This window comes from Stenotrophomonas maltophilia, from assembly GCF_006974125.1.
GTDB lineage: Bacteria > Pseudomonadota > Gammaproteobacteria > Xanthomonadales > Xanthomonadaceae > Stenotrophomonas > Stenotrophomonas maltophilia_O.
In genome coordinates this window covers 2,866,927-2,887,180 of the sequence record NZ_CP037858.1, presented here as the reverse complement: position 1 = coordinate 2,887,180, position 20,254 = coordinate 2,866,927, and the positions used below count along the sequence as shown (strand labels likewise).

Annotated in this window: 20 protein-coding genes; 6 read left to right on the top strand and 14 right to left on the bottom strand. The window is 67.1% G+C overall.

Annotated features, from left to right (window positions below):
- Window positions 1-46: 46 nt before the first annotated feature.
- The 6 genes from EZ304_RS13020 to EZ304_RS12995 form a co-directional block, all read right to left on the bottom strand.
- Window positions 47-541 (bottom strand): TPM domain-containing protein, encoded by a 495-nt coding sequence (locus tag EZ304_RS13020; RefSeq protein WP_142807281.1) that lies wholly within the window; start codon window positions 539-541, stop codon window positions 47-49.
- Window positions 541-1,425 (bottom strand): TPM domain-containing protein, encoded by an 885-nt coding sequence (locus EZ304_RS13015; protein ID WP_142807280.1) that lies wholly within the window; start codon window positions 1,423-1,425, stop codon window positions 541-543. The genes EZ304_RS13020 and EZ304_RS13015 overlap by 1 nt, the downstream gene beginning before the upstream one ends.
- Window positions 1,426-1,428: 3 nt before the next feature.
- Window positions 1,429-2,046, bottom strand: coding sequence for a LemA family protein (locus EZ304_RS13010; protein ID WP_142807279.1), 618 nt, complete (start codon window positions 2,044-2,046; stop codon window positions 1,429-1,431).
- Window positions 2,047-2,584: 538 nt separating this feature from the next.
- Window positions 2,585-3,745, bottom strand: a complete 1,161-nt coding sequence (locus EZ304_RS13005; RefSeq protein WP_142807278.1) for an MFS transporter — start codon at window positions 3,743-3,745, stop codon at window positions 2,585-2,587.
- A gap of 226 nt (window positions 3,746-3,971) precedes the next feature.
- Window positions 3,972-4,721, bottom strand: coding sequence for a TerC family protein (locus EZ304_RS13000; protein ID WP_072167878.1), 750 nt, complete (start codon window positions 4,719-4,721; stop codon window positions 3,972-3,974).
- A 29-nt stretch (window positions 4,722-4,750) separates the two neighbouring features.
- Window positions 4,751-5,146 carry a diacylglycerol kinase gene (locus EZ304_RS12995; RefSeq protein WP_099553686.1) on the bottom strand — a complete coding sequence of 132 codons (396 nt, stop codon included), beginning with the start codon at window positions 5,144-5,146 and terminating at the stop codon, window positions 4,751-4,753.
- Window positions 5,147-5,359: 213 nt separating this feature from the next.
- On the opposite strand from EZ304_RS12995, the gene EZ304_RS12990 reads away from it, so the two are divergent.
- Window positions 5,360-6,061, top strand: coding sequence for an SGNH/GDSL hydrolase family protein (locus tag EZ304_RS12990; RefSeq protein WP_142807277.1), 702 nt, complete (start codon window positions 5,360-5,362; stop codon window positions 6,059-6,061).
- A 225-nt stretch (window positions 6,062-6,286) separates the two neighbouring features.
- On the opposite strand, the gene EZ304_RS12985 is transcribed toward EZ304_RS12990, so the two are convergent.
- From EZ304_RS12985 to EZ304_RS12975, 3 genes are all read right to left on the bottom strand, one after another.
- The gene (locus tag EZ304_RS12985) at window positions 6,287-7,558 is read right to left on the bottom strand and encodes a sensor histidine kinase (RefSeq protein ID WP_142807276.1); all 1,272 of its coding nucleotides are present in this window, start codon (window positions 7,556-7,558) and stop codon (window positions 6,287-6,289) included.
- 156 nt (window positions 7,559-7,714) lie between these two features.
- The gene (locus EZ304_RS12980; protein WP_002811889.1) at window positions 7,715-8,428 is read right to left on the bottom strand and encodes a response regulator transcription factor; all 714 of its coding nucleotides are present in this window, start codon (window positions 8,426-8,428) and stop codon (window positions 7,715-7,717) included.
- Window positions 8,429-8,515: 87 nt separating this feature from the next.
- Window positions 8,516-9,160, bottom strand: a complete 645-nt coding sequence (locus EZ304_RS12975; RefSeq protein WP_142807275.1) for an arylesterase — start codon at window positions 9,158-9,160, stop codon at window positions 8,516-8,518.
- 75 nt (window positions 9,161-9,235) lie between these two features.
- Here EZ304_RS12975 and EZ304_RS12970 point away from each other — a divergent pair, with 75 nt between their 5' ends.
- From EZ304_RS12970 to EZ304_RS12955, 4 genes are all read left to right on the top strand, one after another.
- Complete coding sequence (locus EZ304_RS12970; RefSeq protein ID WP_142807274.1) at window positions 9,236-9,883, top strand: ABC transporter ATP-binding protein; 648 nt, start codon at window positions 9,236-9,238, stop codon at window positions 9,881-9,883.
- A complete protein-coding gene (locus EZ304_RS12965) occupies window positions 9,880-12,393 on the top strand; it encodes an ABC transporter permease (protein ID WP_142807273.1) in 2,514 nt (837 codons plus the stop codon). Before EZ304_RS12970 ends, EZ304_RS12965 begins: the two co-directional genes overlap by 4 nt.
- Before the next feature lie 68 nt (window positions 12,394-12,461).
- On the top strand, window positions 12,462-12,815 hold the full coding sequence (locus EZ304_RS12960; RefSeq protein ID WP_049444405.1) for a DMT family protein: 354 nt from the start codon (window positions 12,462-12,464) through the stop codon (window positions 12,813-12,815).
- Between the two features lie 2 nt (window positions 12,816-12,817).
- On the top strand, window positions 12,818-13,303 hold the full coding sequence (locus EZ304_RS12955) for a hypothetical protein (protein ID WP_142807272.1): 486 nt from the start codon (window positions 12,818-12,820) through the stop codon (window positions 13,301-13,303).
- Between the two features lie 28 nt (window positions 13,304-13,331).
- On the opposite strand, the gene EZ304_RS12950 is transcribed toward EZ304_RS12955, so the two are convergent.
- The 5 genes from EZ304_RS12950 to EZ304_RS12930 form a co-directional block, all read right to left on the bottom strand.
- On the bottom strand, window positions 13,332-14,258 hold the full coding sequence (locus EZ304_RS12950; RefSeq protein WP_142807271.1) for a DUF6607 family protein: 927 nt from the start codon (window positions 14,256-14,258) through the stop codon (window positions 13,332-13,334).
- 73 nt (window positions 14,259-14,331) lie between these two features.
- A complete protein-coding gene (locus EZ304_RS12945) occupies window positions 14,332-14,931 on the bottom strand; it encodes a Hemin transport protein (RefSeq protein WP_099553672.1) in 600 nt (199 codons plus the stop codon).
- Window positions 14,932-14,935: 4 nt separating this feature from the next.
- Window positions 14,936-17,179 carry a TonB-dependent hemoglobin/transferrin/lactoferrin family receptor gene (locus tag EZ304_RS12940; RefSeq protein ID WP_428999701.1) on the bottom strand — a complete coding sequence of 748 codons (2,244 nt, stop codon included), beginning with the start codon at window positions 17,177-17,179 and terminating at the stop codon, window positions 14,936-14,938.
- Window positions 17,180-17,332: 153 nt separating this feature from the next.
- The gene (gene hemP, locus EZ304_RS12935) at window positions 17,333-17,527 is read right to left on the bottom strand and encodes a hemin uptake protein HemP (protein WP_005412278.1); all 195 of its coding nucleotides are present in this window, start codon (window positions 17,525-17,527) and stop codon (window positions 17,333-17,335) included.
- Window positions 17,528-17,787: 260 nt separating this feature from the next.
- Complete coding sequence (locus EZ304_RS12930) at window positions 17,788-18,759, bottom strand: aldo/keto reductase (protein WP_099553706.1); 972 nt, start codon at window positions 18,757-18,759, stop codon at window positions 17,788-17,790.
- A 193-nt stretch (window positions 18,760-18,952) separates the two neighbouring features.
- On the opposite strand from EZ304_RS12930, the gene EZ304_RS12925 reads away from it, so the two are divergent.
- Window positions 18,953-20,251 carry a NupC/NupG family nucleoside CNT transporter gene (locus EZ304_RS12925; protein ID WP_142807270.1) on the top strand — a complete coding sequence of 433 codons (1,299 nt, stop codon included), beginning with the start codon at window positions 18,953-18,955 and terminating at the stop codon, window positions 20,249-20,251.
- The last annotated feature ends 3 nt before the right edge of the window (window positions 20,252-20,254 follow it).

Below are 20,254 nucleotides of genomic sequence, written 5' to 3'. Positions count from 1 at the left end.
GTGCCTTGCGGTTGAACGCCTATTCTCGGGCCAGTGCCGCCCCGGCTCAACCAAGGAGCTGGGGCGAGTTCGGCAACGCGTCATCGTTCGACCGGGTCGAGGCCGGAAAGTGCCCTTCGATCAGGCTCGAGACCTCGTCGATGGCATCCTGCAGCGCTTCCACCGGATTGGACCCGCGCAGGCCCTCGCGCAGGTGGGTGCAGACCCGCTGCCACTGCGCCGGGCTGACCCGGCCCTGCAGGCCACGGTCGGCAACGATCTCGATGGCGTGGTCAGCCAACAGGAGGTAGATCAGTACACCATTGTTGTGGGTGGTATCCCAGGCGCGCAGGCGGGCAAAGGCATGTTCGGCAGCCTGGCGCGGTGTGACCTTGTGCCACAGCGCCGCCAGCGGCAGGTCCGCTTCCACCGCGAACATCACCTGCCCACCGTGGCGCTGCTCACCGGCCGCGATGGCCTCGGTGATCGCCTGCAGCGTGGCCGGCGGGAACGCGCGCCGTACCGACGGCGAAAATACATGACGACACAGCCGTTGGATCATCACCATCCCCCCGAAGCACCGCCACCGCCGGAGCGGCCACCACCACCGCCCCAACCGCCGCCGCCGAATCCACCACCGCCACCGAAGCCGCCTCCGCCGCCCCAGCTGCCACCGCCCCAGCCGCCGCCTCCGGCAAAGCGGCCCGGGTGACCGGAGAGCATGGCAACGATCAGGCCCACGACGCCTGCCAGGCCACTGGCCAGCAGCGTGGACGTGAACAGGAACGCCGCCAGTGCTGCACCAGCACCGCCGAGCAGGCCACGCAGCGGTCGCGGCACCCGCGAGAACACGCCGCGCAGGATGCTGCCGGCGAACACGCCGATGAACAGCGCCAGGAACCAGGTATCGCCGCCACCCTCGGGCTCACGGCCGCGCTGGCTGCTGACCGGCGCAGGCAGTGCTTCACCATCGACGATCTTCACCAGTACGGCTGTGGCATCGGTGATGCCGCCGGCGTAGTCGCCGGCACGGAAACGCGGCACCAGGTACTCCTGGATGACCCGGTTGGCGATGGCATCGGGAATCGCTCCCTCCAGGCCGTAGCCCGGTTCAATGCGCACGCGCCTGTCTTCCTTGGCCACCACCAGCAGCACGCCATCATCCACACCCTTGCGGCCAATCTGCCACTGGTCGAAGACGCGCGTGGTGTACTGCGCGATGTCTTCCGGCTGGGTCGTGGGCACCACCAGCACCTGCAGCTGGCTACCCTTGCGTTGCTGCAGCTCGATCGCCTGCTGCACCAGCGCCTGCTTCTGCGCGGCGTCCAGCGTGCCGGTGGTATCCACCACCGGCGAATCCAGCGCCGGAATCGGCGCCAGCTGCTGTGCCTGCGCGGCCAGCGGCAGCCACAGCAGCAGGGCCAGCAGCGCAGTGGCCAGGCGCATCGGTCAGTGGCCCGGCTGCGGTGCCGGCTGCTGCGGCGCGTTGCCGAAATCGACCGCCGGCGCGTTGGAAATCTGTGCTTCGTTGTCCACGGTGAAGTTCGGCTTGGTCTTGTAACCGAAGAGCTTGGCGGTGATCACCTGCGGGAACGAGCGGATGTAGGTGTTGTAGTCCTGCACCTGCTGGATGTAGCGGCCGCGGGCGACGGTGACCCGGTTCTCGGTACCTTCCAGCTGCGCCTGCAGGTCGCGGAAGTTCTGGTTGGACTTCAGCTCCGGGTAGTTCTCGGTGACCACCAGCAGCCGCGACAGCGCGCTGCCAAGTTCGCCCTGGGCCTGCTGGAACTGCTTGAGCGAGGCTTCGTCATCGGCATTGACGTTGATCTGGCCGACACGCGAACGGGCGTTGGTGACTTCGGTCAGCACGCGCTCTTCCTGGCTGGCGAAGCCCTTCACGGTCTGCACCAGGTTGGGCACCAGGTCGGCGCGGCGCTTGTACTGGTTGATGACCTCCGACCAGCTGGCCTTGACCGCTTCATCCTTCTGCTGGATGGCGTTGTAGCCGCAGCCGGAGAGCAGGGAGGCCAGCAGCATCAGGGGAAGGACACGGGTGAACAGGCGCATGGCGGAGGTTCCGGGTGGACTGGGCACCGAGCATGCCATGGTTCGGGTGAAAGACCGGCCATCGGGCGCCGCCCCCTCCGCGGTGGCCATGCTCATGGATCGCCTGAGTAGTCCGGGCGGGTGGGCATGGCGGGGGACGCCGTGAATCCGTCCCTGGAGGCTTAGCCGCGCCATCCATGGCGCGGATACCCCCGCCACGCCCACCCGCCCGGCCACAGACAATTTCCTGCGCACCGCGGGAAGATCAAAAGAAAAATCAAAAGCAAAAATCGATTCTTCAGGCATTCGTGTCGACCAAGGTCGACACCTACCAAAGCAGAACGCCGTTCCGACCGATCGCGGGAAACTGTCGAAGGCGGGGTGGGTCCGGTTGAGGGGGCGTGAGCCGCATGGATGCGGCGACCGAGCTTACATGGACGTACTTGCAGCGCCCCCCTCAACCGGACCCACCCCGCCAACTCACGGAATGCAGGCTTTTGCCGTTGACGTTGATTGCAGCGGGTGCAGGGCTGCAAGCCCTGCCGGAACCCCACATCACTCAGCAAGCCTCGGCCACCGCAGTGCGAGGACGCCCCAACCATGCCAGCAGCAACCCCGCCGCCGCCAGCAGGCCACCGACCACCGGAATCGCGGCGTAGCCCAGCCCCGAGCTGATCACCGCACCACCCAGCGCCGCGCCTACGGCATTGCCCAGGTTGAACGCACCCACGTTGATCGACGACGCCAGCCCCGGCGCTTCGCTGGCCGCTTCCATCACCCGGATCTGCAGCGGCGGCACGATGGCGAACGTCGCCGCGCCGAACAGCAGCACACCGAGCGCCGCGGTGGCGTGGCTCATGAAGGCCAGCGGCAACATGAACATCAGCAGGGCCAGGACTGCCAGCAGGATGCGCGTGGCACCGTCCAGCGACCAGTCGGCCATGCGCCCACCGATGCCATTGCCGAACGTGAAGCCGATACCAATCAGCGCCAGCGACATCGCGATGAAGGCGTTGGAGGCACCGGTCAGTTCGGTCAGCACCGGCGCCACGTAGGTGTAGAGGGTGAACATCGCACCCGCGCCGAGCACCGTGGTGCCCATCGCCAGCAGTACCTGCGGCTGCAGGATGGCCTTCATCTCGCGGCGCACGTCCGGACGCGGGCCCGGTGCCGATGCCGGCAGGGCCAGGCCCAGCGCGGTGATCGCCACCACGCCCAGCACTGCCGTGCCAGCGAAAGACAAGCGCCAGCCCAGCTGCTGGCCGACCCAGGTGGCCAGCGGCACGCCACCGATGTTGGCGATGGTCAGGCCCATGAACATGGTCGCCACGGCGGCGGCCTGCTTTTCCTTTGGTACCAGGCTGGCGGCGACCACCGCACCGATGCCGAAGAAGGCACCGTGATTGAGGCTGGTGACCAGGCGCGACAGCAACAGCAGGCCGTAGTTTGGGGCCAGTGCCGAGAGCAGGTTGCCGACCACGAAGATCGACATCAGCAGCATCAGCGCGGTGCGCTTGCCGAACCGTCCCATCAGCAGGGTCATCACCGGGGCACCCAGCATCACGCCCACGGCGTAGGCGGTGATCAGCATGCCGGCGGTGGGAATGCCCACGCCCACGCCGTCGGCGATGACCGGCAACAGTCCCATCGGCGCAAACTCGGTGGTTCCGATGGCAAAGGCGCCGACGGCAAGCGCCAGCAAGGCGGCTCTGGAATTCATGGGAGGGTTTCCTGGGGGCGGGAATCGGGAGTGCGTAGCCTGCGCGCTTTGCTGTAGCGGATTAAGCCTCGCCCCGGGAAAACACTGTTGATCCTGGTTCACAAGTGGAGACCAGAACCCCGCTACAGGTGCAAAAACCGCAGCGCCGTAGCAGAGCCGGGCCCCCACAACGCAGAACCCCCGGCCAGGCCGGGGGTTCTGAGGGACTCACACGCCAGCGGCGCGCTTACCAGTCGCCGGCACCCGGCACGTGGTGTTCGCGTGCGCGGCGGCGCATCAGCAGGTTCAGCCACTCCACCAGCACCGAGAAGCCCATGGCGGCGTAGATGTAAGGCTTGGGAATGTGCACGTCCAGGCCATCCAGGATCAGCACCGCACCGATCAGCAGGATGAAGGCCAGCGCCAGCATCTTCACGGTCGGGTTGGCGTCGATGAAGCGGCCCAGCGGGTTGGCGGCCAGCAGCATCACCGCCACCGACAGCAGGATCGCGGCGACCATCACCGGCACGTGGTCAGCGATGCCGACCGCGGTGATCACCGAGTCCAGCGAGAACACGATGTCGATGACCGCGATCTGCGCGATCACGTAGCCGAACACGGCCGAGGTCTTGGTCGTGCTCGGATCTTCATCCTCGCCACCGGTGATCATTTCCTTGATCTCCATCCAACCCTTGATGATCAGGAACAGGCCACCAACGATCAGCACCAGGTCGCGGATGGAAATGCCCATGCCGGCTACGGTGAACAGGTTCGCCTGCATGTGCGCCAGGTACGCCAGCGATACCAGCAGGCCGATACGGGTGATACAGGCCACTGCGATGCCGAGCCGACGCGCGAACGGGCGGCGGTGCTCTGGCAGCTTGCTGACGGCGATGGAGATGAACACCAGGTTGTCGATGCCGAGCACGATTTCCAGCGCACTCAGCGTGAACAGGGTCAACCAGACATTCGGATCGGCAAGAAACTCAAGGGACATGGGAAGTCTTCAACAAGGGGGAATGGGGATCAGCCGTAAATGCCGGCCATTGCATGCGGGACCACGACCAGCGCCCAGCACAGAAGCACGTTCATCATCAGCACGAAGACCGCCGCCGAGCCCATGTCCTTGGCGCGGCCGGCCAGCTCGTGGATCTCGCTGCCGTAACGTTCGATCACCGCTTCGATGGCCGAGTTGGCCAGTTCCATCGCCAGCACCAGCAGCATCGAGCCGATCAGCAGCGCGCGCTCGACCGGGGTCTGCCCCAGCCAGATCGCGATCGGGGCCAGCAGGATCAGCAGGTAGACCTCCAGCCGGAACGACGATTCGTGCAGCCAGGCGGCGCGCAGGCCCTGCCAGGACCAGCGGGCGGCCTGGAAGATGCGGCGCGGGCCGCGGGGCAGATGGCCGAACTGATCAGCCACGGGGGGAACATCCAGCAACAGGGGCGCGGCGCAGCGACCGCTCAGACGCACGGCAGGGAATCATGGGTGCACAGGGATAGGCAGATGGCTGCCATTTTGCCACAAGGCCGCCGGCCGCATCCCGGCACCGGCCCGGTGAATGGACTGCCAGGGGCAAGCCCCGGGCCGCCCCAGCTTCTATGATGGCTTTCCCCTTCCCCGCTGGAGCGCCTGATGTCCCATCGCCGTACCTGCCTGCTGATGCTGGGCCTGCTGACCGCCGCCCCCCTGGCCCAGGCGCTGAGCCCGGCCAAGCCGCCGCGCGTGCCCGAGCAGGTCTCCAACGTGGCCTGGGCCGGCGACATGGCCCACTTCGCCAGCGCCGACCAGGCCAACCCGCCGCCACGGGGCGGCATCGAGTTCATCGGCAGCTCCTCCATCCGCTTCTGGGAGAGCCTGGCCACCGACTTCCCCGGCCAGCCGGTATTCAACCGTGGTTTCGGCGGTTCGGAAGTGCGTGACAGCACCTGGTATGCCGGCCAGATCGTGGTGCCGTATGCGCCGTGCAAGGTGTTCTTCTACGCCGGTGACAACGACCTCAACAGCGGCCGCAGCGCGACCCAGGTGCGCGATGACGTGGTCGCCTTCGTGCAGCGCGTGCACCGCGACCTGCCGACGACCAGGGTCGAGTACCTGTCGATCAAGCCGAGCCCGTCGCGCGCGCACCTGCTGCCGGCGATCAACGAGGCCAACTCGCTGATCAAGGCCGCCCTGGCCAAGCTGCCCAACACCGGTTTCACCGACATCTACACGCCGATGCTGGGCGCGGATGGCCAGCCGGATGCGAAGCTGTTCCGCGAGGACATGCTGCACATGACCCCGGCCGGCTACGCGATCTGGACCAGGGCGCTGGCGCCGAAGGTCAACTGCAACTGAGCAACCCCATCCACGCATGGCGTGGATCTACTGCGGATCGCGGGAAACTGTCGAAGGCGGGGCGGTGTGGGTTTGCAGGACCGTTGGCGCCATGGATGGCGCCATCGAGCCCCCATGGACGGGTTTACGGCGTGTCCTGCAAACCCACACCGCCCCGCCATTCCACGGAATGCCCGCTTTTGATGTTGCCTCGGCGGGTGCCGGGCGCAGCCCGGCAAAATCCCTCTACCGGAAGATCACCGTGGCCTCGGTGCCCTTGCCCGGCTCGCTGGCCAGGCTGACCTTCCAGCCGAAGCGGTCGCACAGCCGGCGTACGATCGACAGGCCCAGGCCGGTGCCCTGCGGGCGGCTCGGCTCGGCGCGGTAGAACGGCTCGAAGGCCCGCGACAGCGCGTCGGCCGACATGCCGATACCGGTATCGCGCACCACCACCCGGTCGTTGTGCACATGCACGTCGATGCGCCCCTCGTCGGTGTAGCTGCAGGCGTTGCGCACCAGGTTGCTGACCACCACCTGCAGCACCCGCGGCGGCGCATGCAACTGCACCGGGCCATCGCTGTGCAGGTGCACCGACACCGGGCGAGACCCCAGCAGTTCGTTGGCGTTGTCCACTTCATAGCGGACGATGTCGTTGACGTCGAACAGCTCGATCTGTGGTTCGACGTCGGCCTCGCGGGCGAGGATCAGGAACGCATCGATCACCGCCTCCATGTCGCGGCCAGCCCGCTGGATGCGCTGCAGGCTGCGGCGCAGGCGCGGCTGCAGGGTTTCATCACCCAGTGCCATGTCGCTGGCAACGCGGATGACGGTCAGCGGCGTACGCAGTTCATGGCTGGCATCGCGGGTGAAGTTGCGCTCACGCGCCACGTGCGCGCTGACCCGGTTGGCCAGCGAATGCAGCGCGGCCGCCAGCTGCCGGGTCTCGCCCTGCATGTCGGCGGGCAGCTTGTTGGGCTCCAGGTCGGCCGCTTCCGGATGCCCCGGGTCCCAGCGCGACACGCGCCGTGCCAGCCAGTTCACCGGCGACACCAGGCGCTTGGACGCGCGGTAGGTCACCCAGCTGGCGCCATACACCGCCAGCAGGGTCAGCAGCACCGGCACGATGCCGAACCAGAACGCCAGCATCTCCGCGCGCGAGCGCAGGAACACCAGGTACAGGCGACCGGCCGGGCGCACGTCGACGAGCACCAGCTGGTCATCCTTGGGCAGTTCGTGGAAGCCGGGCTCCAGATTGCGCAGGTTGGCCGGCAACGACAGTGCCGACTGCCCGCTTTCCAGCAGGTAGCCGCGGATGTTCTGGGTATTGGGCGGTGGCTGCACCGGCGACGCTTCGTGCAGCGTCCAGTAGTACGCCGCCTCCTCGCGCAGGGCGGCACCGACCAGGCTGTGCTTGATCACCAGCGAGACCAGCCACGCACCCAGCAGGATGCCCAGGCTGGCCAGCACTGCCTGCAGGATGAAGGCGATACGGATCTTGCGCGGCAGGCCGTGCGGCATTGCGGGGTCCCGGTCAGAGCGCTGCGATTATAGGCAGCGCGCCACGCCGTGCGGGTGCATGGGCGATGACCGGCGACAACGCCGGCCGGTCATGCCCCGCCCTCGTACGTGGCCACAACCCGGCCGGGCCTGCCACTGCACCGGCGAGTATCCTGCTCAGGCCATCGGCTGGGCGATGTCGGCAATGCGGTAGCCGGCACTCTGCACGGTGTGCAGCAGCGGACGGTCGAACGGCTTGTCGATGATCTTGCGCAGGTTGTACAGGTGGCTGCGCAGCGTGTCCGAATCCGGCAGGCCGTTGCCCCAAATCTCGCGCTCGATCTCCTGGCGGGTGACCACGCGCGGCGATTCGCGCATCAGGATGGTCAGCAGCCGCAGGCCGATCGGCGAAAGCTGCAGCTCGGTGCCGGCACGGGTCGCGCGCATGCTGACCGGATCGAGCACCAGGTCGGCCACCTTCAGCACTTCCGAACCAACCTGGCGACGCTCGCGACGGATCAGCGCGCGCAGGCGGGCTTCCAGCTCCTGGATCGCGAACGGCTTGGTCAGGTAGTCATCGGCACCGAAACCCAGGCCGGTGAGCTTGTCGTCCAGCGTGTCGCGTGCCGTGAGCATCAGCACCGGGGTGGACTTGCGCGCATCGTTGCGCAGGCGACGGCACACTTCGATGCCATCCAGGCGCGGCAACATCAGGTCGAGCACCACGACGTCATAGCTGTTTTCCGCCGCAAGGCGGTAGCCATCCAGGCCGTCCTGTGCATAGTCGACTTCGAAGCCGCGACCTTCCAGGTATTCCCCGATCATCTCGGAGATGTTGCGGTTGTCTTCGACCACCAGCACCAAGCCGGAGGTCTCCTTCGTCTGACGCATGTGATTCCCTCTAACTTCAGCTTTGTGAAACATGCCGCATCGACGGTGGACGTGATGTGAAGTTCCGTCAAGAGGGAATCAAACGGTTCAGAGCAGCGGCCTGAGCAGCGGCCAGACGTTGTCCAGCACCTTCGGCTGCGCCTGCGCGGTGGGGTGCAGGCCGTCGGCCTGCATCATGCCCGGCTGCAGGGCCACACCCTCCAACAGGAACGGCAGCAGCGGCACCTTGTACTGCGTGGCCAGCGCCTTGTAAGCCGCCGCCAGGCGCTGGCGGTAGGCCGGGCCATAGTTGGGCGGTACGTCGATGCCGAGCAACAGCACCCTGGCCCCCGCCTTCTGGCTGGCCTGCACCATTTTTTCCAGGTTGCCCTGCACCTGTGCCGGGGTCAGCCCGCGCAGTGCGTCGTTGCCGCCCAGGGCAATCACCACCACGGTCGGTTTTTCCTTCGCCAGCAGGCCCGGCAGGCGGGTCAGCGCGCCCGAGGTGGTCTCGCCGCTCATGCTGGCGTTGACGATGCGCGCCGGGGTTTTCGACTGCTGCCTGACCCGCTGCTGCAGCAGGCTGACCCAGCCGGCGTCGGCGGGGATATTGTGGGCAGCACTGAGGCTGTCGCCGAGCACCAGCACGGTGCCGGCCGGACCTTTGGCACAGGCCAGCCCGGGCAGCAGCAGGAACCCTAGCAGCAGCACCATCATCGCGCCGGCTCGCCGGCTCCATCCCGTCTTGCGCATTGGAGTCTCCTCATCGACAGCCTGTCCCCCCGCAGCGCGCCCGTCGCCATCGCCGTCGACCAGGTCGGCAAGTCCGTGCAGGGCCCGGAGGGTGAAGTCCACATACTGGACAACATCACCCTGACCGTCCATGAAGGCACCAGCGTGGCCATCGTCGGCGCCTCCGGTTCCGGCAAGACCACCCTGCTCGGCCTGCTGGCCGGCCTGGACCTGCCCAGCCGCGGCCACATCGCGCTGGTGGGCCAGGACCTGGGCCACCTTGACGAGGAAGCACGTGCCCAGCTGCGCGCGCACGAGGTCGGCTTCGTGTTCCAGAGCTTCCACCTGCTGCCGGCGCTGACCGCTGCCGAGAACGTCGCGTTGCCACTGGAACTGGCCGGGCGCGAGGATCGCGCGCGGGTCGATGAAGTGCTGGCCCAGGTCGGCCTCTCCCATCGCGCCCGTCACTACCCGCGCCAGCTGTCCGGTGGCGAGCAGCAGCGCGTTGCACTGGCACGTGCCTTCGTTACCCGCCCGCGCATCCTGTTCGCCGACGAACCGACCGGCTCGCTGGACCATGCCACCGGCCAGCACATCAGCGACCTGCTGTTCGAGTTGAACGCAGGCAGCGGCACCACCCTGGTGCTGGTCACCCACGACCTGCGCCTGGCCCAGCGCTGCCAGTACATCCATCGCATCGACGACGGCCGGCTGCTGCCGGTTGAACATGGGGCCCAGGCATGAACCTGCTGCGCCATGCATGGCGCGCGCTGCGTCGCGAGGCCCTGGCCGGCGACCTGCTGACCGTGTTCGCCGCACTGGTGCTGGGCGTGGCGGTGATGACCGCGGTCGGCACGCTGGTGAACCGGGTCAACCTGGCACTGACCGGCAGCGCAGCGGAAATGCTCGGTGGCGACCTCGGCATCGCCGGGCGCGATGACCCGCCGCAGGCGTTCGCCGACGAGGCGCAGCGCCGTGGACTGGCCTTCACCCGCATCGCCAGCTTCGGCAGCGTGCTGTTCAACGGTGATGCCAGCCAGATGGCCAGCATCAAGGCGGTGCAGGCGGGCTATCCGCTGCGTGGCACGCTGAGGGTGCGCAGCACGCCCGGTGGCGCGCTGATCGCCAACGCCGGCATGCCGCCCAAGGGCCAGGCCTATGCCGACCCGCGCCTGCTGCAGGGGCTGGGACTGAAGGCCGGCGATGATCTCGAGTTCGGCGCTGGCACGCTGCGCATCGCCGGCATCATCGAGGCCGAACCGGATACCGGTGGCGACCTGCTGACGCCCTCCCCCACCCTGCTGGTCAACCGCGCCGATGTGGAAGGCACCGGCCTGCTTGGCCCCGGCAGCCGCATCAACTACCGGCTGATGTTTGCAGGACCGGCCGGACAGGTCGCGTCCCTGCGCGAGTGGCTGCTGCCACAGGTGAAGGGCCTGCGCCTGCTGAACGTGGATGACACCCAGCGCGGCGTGCGCCAGGCCTTCGACCTGGCCGGCCGCTTCCTTGGCCTGAGCGCGCTGCTGGCGGTGCTGCTGGCAGGCGTGGCCACCGCATTGGCGGCCAACCGCTTCGCCCTTCGCCGCATCGACCAGGTGGCGATCCTGCGCTGCCTGGGTGCGCGCCAGCGCGACATCCTGCTCGGCCTGGCACTGCAGCTGCTGATGCTGGCGGTACCGGCCTGTGCACTTGGCATCGGCCTGGGCATGGCTGCGCAGGAAGGGCTGGTACAGGTGCTGGGCAGCCTGGTGCCGCAGCGCCTGCCGCTGCCGGAAGCGATGCCGGCGCTGACCGGTGCCGGCATCGGCCTGTTGCTGCTGTTCGGCTTCGGCCTGCCACCGCTGCTGCGTCTGCGCGGGGTGCCGCCGATGCGCGTACTCAACCGTTCTTTCGCTGCCCTGCCGCCAGCCTCGCTGCTGGCCTATGTGGCCGCGCTGGGGGCAAGCCTGTTGCTGGCGGTGCAGGTCACCGGTGACCTCAAGCTGGCCCTGTGGGTGCTGGGCGGCCTGGCCGCGCTGGCGGTGGCGGCCGGGGTGGTCGGCTTCGTGCTGCTGCAGTTGATGCGCGGCCTGCAGCATCGCCTGCATGGCAACTGGCGACTGGGCCTGGCCGCACTGACCCGGCGCCGGCTGCTGGCGGTGATGCAGCTGGTCGGGCTGTCGCTGTCGCTGTGCGCGTTGCTGCTGCTGGCAGTGACCGGCCCAGGGCTGCTGCAGCAGTGGCGCGAGCGGCTGCCGGCGGACACGCCGAACTACTTCCTGATCAACATCCAGCCCGAACAGCGCGACAGTGTGCTGGCAACGCTGCGCGGGCTGGGTGCCAACGACGCCAGCATCGAACCGATGGCCACCGGGCGCCTGATCGCCATCAACGGCAAGCCGCCGCTGCGCGTGGACCGCGAGCCCGGTCAGGACGGGCAACCGACGCAGGGCGGCCAGCGCGATGACGACGACGAGAACCGGCCGTTGAACTTCAGCTGGCGCAGCAGCTTCCCGCCGGCCAACACGCTGATGAACGGCACCTTCTGGACGCCCGACAGCACGGCGGCGGAGGCGTCGGTTGAAATCGGCTGGGCCAAGCGCTACGGCGTGTATCCGGGCGACCGCATCACCATTGCAGTCGGCGAGCAGGAGCGCGAGTTCACCGTCACCAGTGTGCGCAAGGCCGACTGGAACACCTTCCGGCCGAACTTCTTCGTGCTGCTGAATCCGAATGCGGTGGGCGATACCCCGCACAACCTGCTGTCGGCGTTCCATCTGCCGGCCGGCAAGGCGGCCGGGCTGGGCGAGCTGGTGCGCGCGCAGCCCAACCTGTCGCTGCTGGACGTGGACGCGGTGATCTCGCAGGTGCGCGATGTGATGGAACGGGTGGCACAGGCGGTGCAGCTGGTGATGGTGTTCAGCCTGCTGGCCGGCGTGCTGGTGCTGCTGGCCGCGCTGCAGGCCACGGCGGGCGAGCGTCGCTACGACAGCGCAGTGCTGTGCACGCTGGGCGCAACCCGGCGCCAGCTGCGCGGCGCGGTGCTGGTGGAATTCGGCGCGCTGGGCATGCTGGCGGCGATGCTGGCGGTGGGCGCGGCGGCCGCCATCGGCGTGGCGGTCTCGCAGAAGGTGTTCGAGCTGCCGTTGCTGCCACCGTGGCCGGGCCTGCTGATCGGCGGCGTGGTCGGCATCGGGTTGAGCCTGCTGGCGGGCTGGTGGGGTACGCGGGCGATCCTGCATACGCCGCCGGCACTGGCCCTGCGCGAAGCCTGACGCGCTCGTGACACGCTGCGGGTGGGGCCGGCTGTATGCTGCGCGCCCCACCCGATGAGATCGCCCGGATGCCCGGCACGTCGTTCGCTGCTTACCTGTACCCGGTGTTGTTGCTGCTCGGCAGCAACATCTTCATGACCTTCGCCTGGTACGGCCACCTGAAGTACAAGAGCGCGCCGTTGATGATGGTGATCCTGGTCAGCTGGGGCATCGCCTTCTTCGAATACTGCCTGCAGGTGCCGGGCAACCGGCTGGGCAGCGCGGTGTATTCGGCGCCGCAGCTGAAGGGCATGCAGGAAGTGATCACGCTGTTGGTGTTTGCGGTGTTTTCCGCGTTCTACCTGGGCCAGCCGCTGAAGTGGAACCACTACGCCGCGTTCGGGTTGATCGTGGTGGCGGCGTTTCTGATGTTCAAGGAATAGGAATGAACTACGGCTTCTGCCTGCGCGTCCTTCTGGCCGGCGTGCCACTGCTGGTGGCGATGCCGGCCGTATCTGCCCGCACTGCACCGGGCCTTGTCCCGGACCCGGTACAGGCCTTCATACTGGAAACGGTGCTGGCCGATGAGGTGCGCGCCTTCCACGATGGCCACCCGACCTATCTGGTTCCGGCCAGCGTGTCACGCACGCGCACCGATGCCGAGGTGATGGCCGACCTGCGCGCGGAGTTCAACCAGTTCTACCAGGGCCAACCGAAGCCAAGAAAGGAAGTGGCGCACATGGCGATCCTGGTCTCGCAGACCGCGCTGCTACTGCCGGACCGGAGTGCCTGCAGTACGGATCAAGTGCGTTGCCACGAAGCTGTCATGGGCGTCCGCACCCGCGACGACGAGGCGAGCCTGCAGGTCACCCTGCAGGCTTTCCAGGATGCAGGGCTGGACCTGACCACGCTGGGTGGACCGACGTCCTGAGTGCAGTGCATCCACGCATGGCGTGGATCTACTGGGCCTTTTCCACGTACTTGGCGAACACTTCGTCGATCTGCTTGTCCTTCACTTTCTTGCCGGACTGGATCTCTTCGGCCTGGGTGAACAGCGGAATGATCATCGCCATGCCGTCGATCTTGGTCTTCAGGTGCACGCCCGGGGCCTGGGTCAGGAAACCGTCCCAGCGCTGGCGCACCTTGGCCCAGTAACCGGCAGTAGCCTTCCAGTAGTTGCGCGCCGGGGTGAAGTCGACCTCGGTGGTCTTCACGTAGTCGTTGAAGCCGAACTCGCGTGCGATCTCCACCTGGCTGCCATCGGCGTTGCGCTGCACCTTGGTGTTGAACTGTTCGTGGGTCCAGCCGTTCGGGGTCAGCGTATGGCGGTTGATCACGGCCAGCGCGTTGTAGTCGCTGCGCTTGGTGTACTCACGGCGCGGCAGCGGGCGCCAGCTCAGATCGCTGGTCCAGCTCGGCACGTTGTTGGTGTAGGTCCAGGCGCCGGTGCCGCAGTAGCGCGGTGCGTCGCTCACTTCGTACACGCACTGGGTCCAGGCGCCCTGGCTCACCGCCGCCGGAATGCTGCGTACGTTCCAGGTCTGGTCGGCACTGAACTCGAAACGGTTCGGTGCTTCGTACACCCAGTCCTGGCGCCAGTGCTTGGTGATGTGGCCGCTCTTCTCGTCCAGCAGCAGGTGCTGCAGCACGATGCGCTTCGGGGTGTCCTCGACCACGATGACCACTTCGCTGCCGCCGCTGCGCATCGCCGGCGCGCGCTCGTAGCCCGGTTTCAGCAGCACGGTCTCGTCGAAGGCGAAATCCACGGTGTACTCACCCTGCATGGCGAGGATGCTGTCGTGGTCGCGGGCGATATCGGAGGGCTGCGCGCTGGCCACGCCGCTGGCGGCGAGCAGCAGCATGGCGCTGGCTGTCTGGAGCTTCATCGGGGTCTTCCTTCGGGGTTGCAGATTCATTGAGGGGCCATCCGTGGCCAACGGGCGTTCCATCAGGAGAGGGTCACAGGCGGATCAGCGGCAGGTCGCCGGGGATCCGCGGCGCCGGGCGCCGGGCGGCGTCGGCACAGCAGCAGTCGTCGATCGCCAGCTCGCCTTCGGCACCTTCCAGGCGTGCGATGCGGCGCGCGGTGGCCGCGCCCAGCGAGGACAGGGTCGACAGGCTGGCAGCCAGGGTGCGGCCGTCGTCGGCGGCGTGCAGGCGCAGCGCGCACAGGCGCCAGCGCTGGCCGCCGAGATGGCCGGCCAGGCGCCGCCACAGGCGTTCGCCAACGCTCGCCTCGCTGTCGTGTTCCGGTCCCGGCGGCAGCGCCGCGACCAGACGGTCCCAGGCCAGGAAATCGCTGTCGGGCAGCAGGTACAAACGCCACACGCAGCGACCGCGGCCATCGAGGAAGCACAGGCTCTCGCGCAGGCCTTCACTGTCCACGCCCTGGCAGGCGTGCACGCGTACGGCCTGGCGCCAGCCGCCCAACTCGTTGCCGTCGGCGTGGTACAGGCACAACACGGTGCCGAGCGTGGCCAGCTGTGCCGGGGTCGGCCAGGCCGCGCTGTGTGGCGCGGCGATGGAGTCATTCCTGCGTGCGGACAATGCTCGGCTCATGAGGTCACCAGGAAACGGCAAGGCTGGCGGAGAAGGTGCGGCCCGGGCTGCTGAAACGATCGCTCAGTGCGCGATTGGTGATCAGGCTCGGGGTGATCGACGACCATTCGATGTAGCGCTTGTCGACCAGGTTGAACACGCCGACATTGAAGGTGGCACCCGGTGCGAAGTTCCAGTGCGCCATCAGGTCCAGCACGCCGTAGCCGGCCGGCTGGTAGACGAACGGCGCCGGTGCGTTCGGATTGGTCTGCGCAGCAGGCGGCGGCAGGCGCTTCTTGCGCTGCACGAAGGTACCGGCCAGTTCGACGCCCCAGGTGTCGGTGTCGTACATCAGGCCCAGCGTGCCACGCAACGGATCGACCGAGGCCAGCGGTTCGTCATCGGTCCGGTTGTCACCACGCGACCATGCCAACGCACTGCGCAGCGCCCAGCCCTTCAGCGCCGGACTGAGTTCGCCGAACTCGATGCCGGCCTTCATTTCCGCGCCATAGATGCGCGCGTCGGCGATGTTCTGCGACTGGAACACGGTCAAACCCTGTGCGTTGCGGCCGGTATCGACGTTGGACTGGATGAAATCCTTGTAGTCGTTGTAGTAGCCGCTGACGCTGACGTACGCCGCCGGCGCGATGAAGCGCAGGCCCAGTTCATAGCCGTCGCTGGTTTCCGGCTTCAGGTCCGGATTGGCGATGGCGGTATAGCGGAAGGCGACGTTGGTCAGGCCGATGTTGACGTCGTTGTACGGCGGCGAACGGAAGCCACGTGCATAGCCGGCGAACAGCGACCATTCGTCGGTGAAGCGCCAGACCATGCCCAGCTTCGGCGACACGCTGGTCTTCTTCAGCTGCGCCACGGCCGTGGTCGGGTTGTCTTCGGCGAAGATACCGTCCACTTCCGGCTTCAGCTCATAGCGGTCCACGCGCACGCCCGGCACCAGCGACAGCCTGCCATCGGCAAAGCGCATCTCATCCTGTGCGTACAGGCCCAGCTCGGTGGTCTTGCTGATCGGGAAGTCACGCACCGGGAAGGTGTCCGGCACCACCGTGTTGCTGACCACGCCGGCCTTGCTGACCTGGTAGCCGTCGCGCTTCTGGCGGATCTCGGTACGGGTGCCTTCGAAACCGTAGGTCAATGCGTGCTCGACGCTGCCGGTGGTGAACGCCTTGTTGAACTGCGCCTGCAGGCCATAGGCATGCTGGTCGAAGGAGAACACGCGGTGGCGGCTGGTGCCGTCGGTGCGGGTCTCGTCGGTCTGTTGCCGGGTTTCGCTGTTCTGCGCGTACACCTGCCAATGCAGGCTGTCGGCGAACGACTGGTCCAGCGCATCCATCTCGTGGGCGAAGGACACACGGTTGCGCTTCTGGGTGTCGTGGGACTTCATGCCAGTGGCCGCTGCCATCGCGCCGGGGCGCGGTGCAACGCTGGCGATTGCCGACAGCACATTGGTATCGGTGGTGTCTTCGTTGCCTTCCACGGTCAAGCGGAAGCGCTGGTCCTCGCTGGGTGCATAGACCAGCTTGCTGAGCAGGCTGCGGCCGTCGCGATCCTGCGGATTGGACGCGGTGCGGGTGTCGTTGTCGCTGCGAACCGTGCCCTTGTTGTCCGTTTCCTGGCCCTGGTGGTGGTTGACGTTGACCAGGCCGCTCCAGTGGTCGCCACCAAAGGCGGCCGTGGCACCGCCGAGCAGGCCCTTCCACTCACCGTCGTAGCCGAACTTCAGGCCGAAGTAGCTGTTCTTGCCGTCCTTGAGATAGTCGGCCGGGTCCTTGGTCACGAACGCGACCACGCCACCGAGTGCGTCGGAGCCGTACAGCGAGCTGGCCGGTCCACGCACGATCTCGACTCGCTTGAGCGTATCGAGGTCTGTGAAGTTGCGGTTGGAACTGGCGAACGAACCGATGTCGAACCGGGTCGGCATGACGATGCCGTCGGTCTGGATGCGCACGCGGTTGCCGTCCAGGCCACGGATGCGGAAACCATCCAGGCCGAAGCGGGTCGCGCTGCGGGTGACCGACAGGCCCGGCTCGTAGCGCACCAGATCCTTGATGTCCTGCACCAGGTGCCGGTCCATCTGCTCACGGTCGATGACGTCCACGGTGGCCGCCACGTCGCTCACGGCCCGCTCGGTGCGGGTGGCGGTGACCTGCACCCGATCGAATTCGCGCGCATCGGGGGCAGCAGTGGCAGCAGCGTGGGCGGACAGCGGCAGCGCCATCCAGACAGCAAGGCAAAGGGCGGTATGGCGGGTCATCGGGATCGTTCGGTCAGGCAGGGGAACCCCCGGTTACCGGCACACCCGGAAGGTGCACGCGGTAGACCGGGGGGGAGAGAGCGGGAGCGGACGGGTCGCCCACCCTGTCGGCGCTGCCGGCAGGAGGGAGGGAGGCGGGCGACCAGACCGCGATTACTTGGTCAGGATCAGCTTGTCGTTGCTGGTGTGCCGCAGGCGATAGAAGCGGTCGCCGTGCTGGATCAGGATTTCACGACGGCCCTTGAGCAGGGCTTCGCTGTCGATGACCTCTTCCGGCGGAACGACGCGGACCGGACGATCGCGGAGGGTCAGCGTTTCGGGGCGCAGCAGTACAGGTTGAGCATTCATGAGCATCTGGACTCGTGCGAGGGACGAGTTAAATGATAATGATTCTCAGTTGACAATCAACAACCATTCTCAACTTCATTGATGAGATTAATGATCGAATTCTGAAATTCGATAGATAACGTCAATCAAATTGACGACACAGATGTGTAGAGGCGACTGCTGCTGCTCGAAGCAGTCGACTATCCGAAGCAGTCGACTCTATCGATCACGATCCCGAGCAGGCCCGACCGAGGCCACCGAGGCCCGGTCGGCCCCGGGGTTCAGCCGAAGACGGCCTCGACCTCGGCCCAGCCGGCGGCATCGACCTGCTCCAGCACCTCCAGCGCCTGCAGGTTCTGCAGCAGCTGGCTGACCCGGCTGGCGCCGAGGATCACGCTGGAGACATTCGGGTTGCGCAGGCACCAGGCGATGGCCAGCGTGGCCGGGGCCTGGCCCAGCGCCCGCGCGACTTCGCTGAAGCGGCGCACCTGGCCCAGGCGGGCCTCGGCGTCGGCGCCCAGCACCAGGTCCTGCAGCCATTCCATGCCTTCCCGGCCCAGTCGCGCATCGGCGGGAATGCCCTGATCGTACTTGCCGGTCAGCAGGCCCGAGGCCAGCGGCGAGAAGATGGTGGTGCCCAGCCCGGCGCGGGCGTACAGCGGTGCGTACTCGACCTCCACCCGCTCGCGGTGCAGCAGGTTGTACTGCGGCTGCTCCATCGACGGGCCCTGCAGGTTGTGTCGTTCGGCGAAATCCAGCGCCTGCTGGATCTGTATCGCCGACCACTCGGAAGTGCCCCAGTAGAGGATCTTGCCCTGCCTCACCAGGGTATCCATGGCGTGCACGGTCTCGGCGATCGGCGCGTCCGGATCCGGGCGGTGGCAGTAATAAAGGTCCAGGTAATCCACCCGCAGGCGCTTGAGCGCGGCATGGCAGGCATCGGTCACATGCTTGCGCGACAAGCCGCGCTGGGTCGGCCGCGGGTCCTTGGCGCTACCGAAGAACACCTTGCTGGACACGCAGAAGCCGTCGCGCGGCAGACGCAGGTCGCTGATCACATCGCCCATCACCTGTTCGGCGCGGCCGTTGGCGTAGCCCTCGGCGTTGTCGAAGAAGTTGACGCCATGATCCCAGGCGGCGGCCACCAGGTTGCGGGCCTCATCGCGCGGGATCTGGTCACCGAAGGTCACCCAGGCGCCGAAGGAAAGGGCGGAAACCGGCAGGCCGGTGGAGCCCAGGCGACGGTATTGCATGCGAATCTCCTGCTGCGGGCCCGCATCCGGGCCGGGATCGATCCCCATTCTACCTGTCGCCGCCGGCCGCAAGCCCTTGCCGTTGCTGGCCTGATCGGTACCGATGGGTGCGCGCACGCTGCTTTTCCTTGCCCCGGCCCCGGCCCTGCACTAGGCTTCCCGTTTTTCGCGACGCCCCAGGGGAGTCACTCACATGGTCGAAGGTTTGGGCAGGATCGGCTTCGGCCTGTTCGGGTTGGCGGTGCTGATCGACATCACCTGGTTGTTTTCCAATAACAAGCGTGCGGTTGACTGGAAGCTGGTTGCCACCGGTATCACCCTGCAGATCGCCTTCGCGGCGCTGGTGATCCTGGTGCCGGGCGGGCGCGACGTGTTCGACGCGCTGGGCCACGGCTTCGTCAAGGTGCTGAGCTTCGTCAACGAGGGTTCCGGTTTCATCTTCGGCTCGTTGATGGACACCAAGAACTACGGCTTCATCTTCGCCTTCCAGGTGCTGCCGACCATCATCTTCTTCTCGGCGCTGATGGGCGTGATGTACCACTTGAACATCATGCAGGCGATCGTGCGCGTGATGGCGTGGGCGATCACCAAGGTCATGCGTGTGTCCGGTGCGGAAACCACCAGTGTCTGCGCCAGCGTCTTCATCGGCCAGACCGAGGCGCCGCTGACCGTGCGCCCGTACATCGCCAAGATGACCCAGTCCGAGCTGCTGACCATGATGATCGGCGGCATGGCACACATCGCCGGCGGCGTGCTGGCGGCCTACGTGGGCATGCTCGGCGGCGGCGACCCGGCGCAGCAGGCCTTCTACGCCAAGCATCTGCTGGCGGCGAGCATCATGGCCGCGCCGGCCACTCTGGTCGTGGCCAAGCTGTTGATTCCGGAAACCGGCACCCCGCTCACCCGCGGCACGGTGAAGATGGAAGTCGAGAAGACCTCCAGCAACATCATCGACGCGGCTGCGGCCGGCGCCGGCGACGGCCTGAAGCTGGCGCTGAACATCGGCGCCATGCTGCTGGCCTTCATCGCCCTGATCGCCCTGCTGAACGCCCCGCTGACCTGGATCGGTGAAGTGACCGGCCTGGCTGCGCAGATCGGCAAGCCGACCAACCTGTCGACCATCTTCGGCTACCTGCTGGCCCCGATCGCCTGGGTGATCGGCACGCCGTGGGCCGATGCCACCACCGTCGGTTCTCTGATCGGCCAGAAGGTCGTGATCAACGAGTTCGTGGCCTACACCGAGCTGTCGCAGATCGTGAACGGCCAGGTGGCTGGCGTCAGCCTGTCCAGCGAAGGTCGCCTGATCGCGACCTATGCGCTGTGCGGCTTCGCCAACTTCAGCTCGATCGCGATCCAGATTGGCGGCATCGGTGGCCTGGCCCCGGAACGGCGCCACGACCTGGCCAAGTTCGGCCTGCGCGCGGTGCTGGGCGGTACCATTGCCACCTTCATGACGGCGACCATCGCCGGCGTGCTGACGCACTTCAGTTGAACC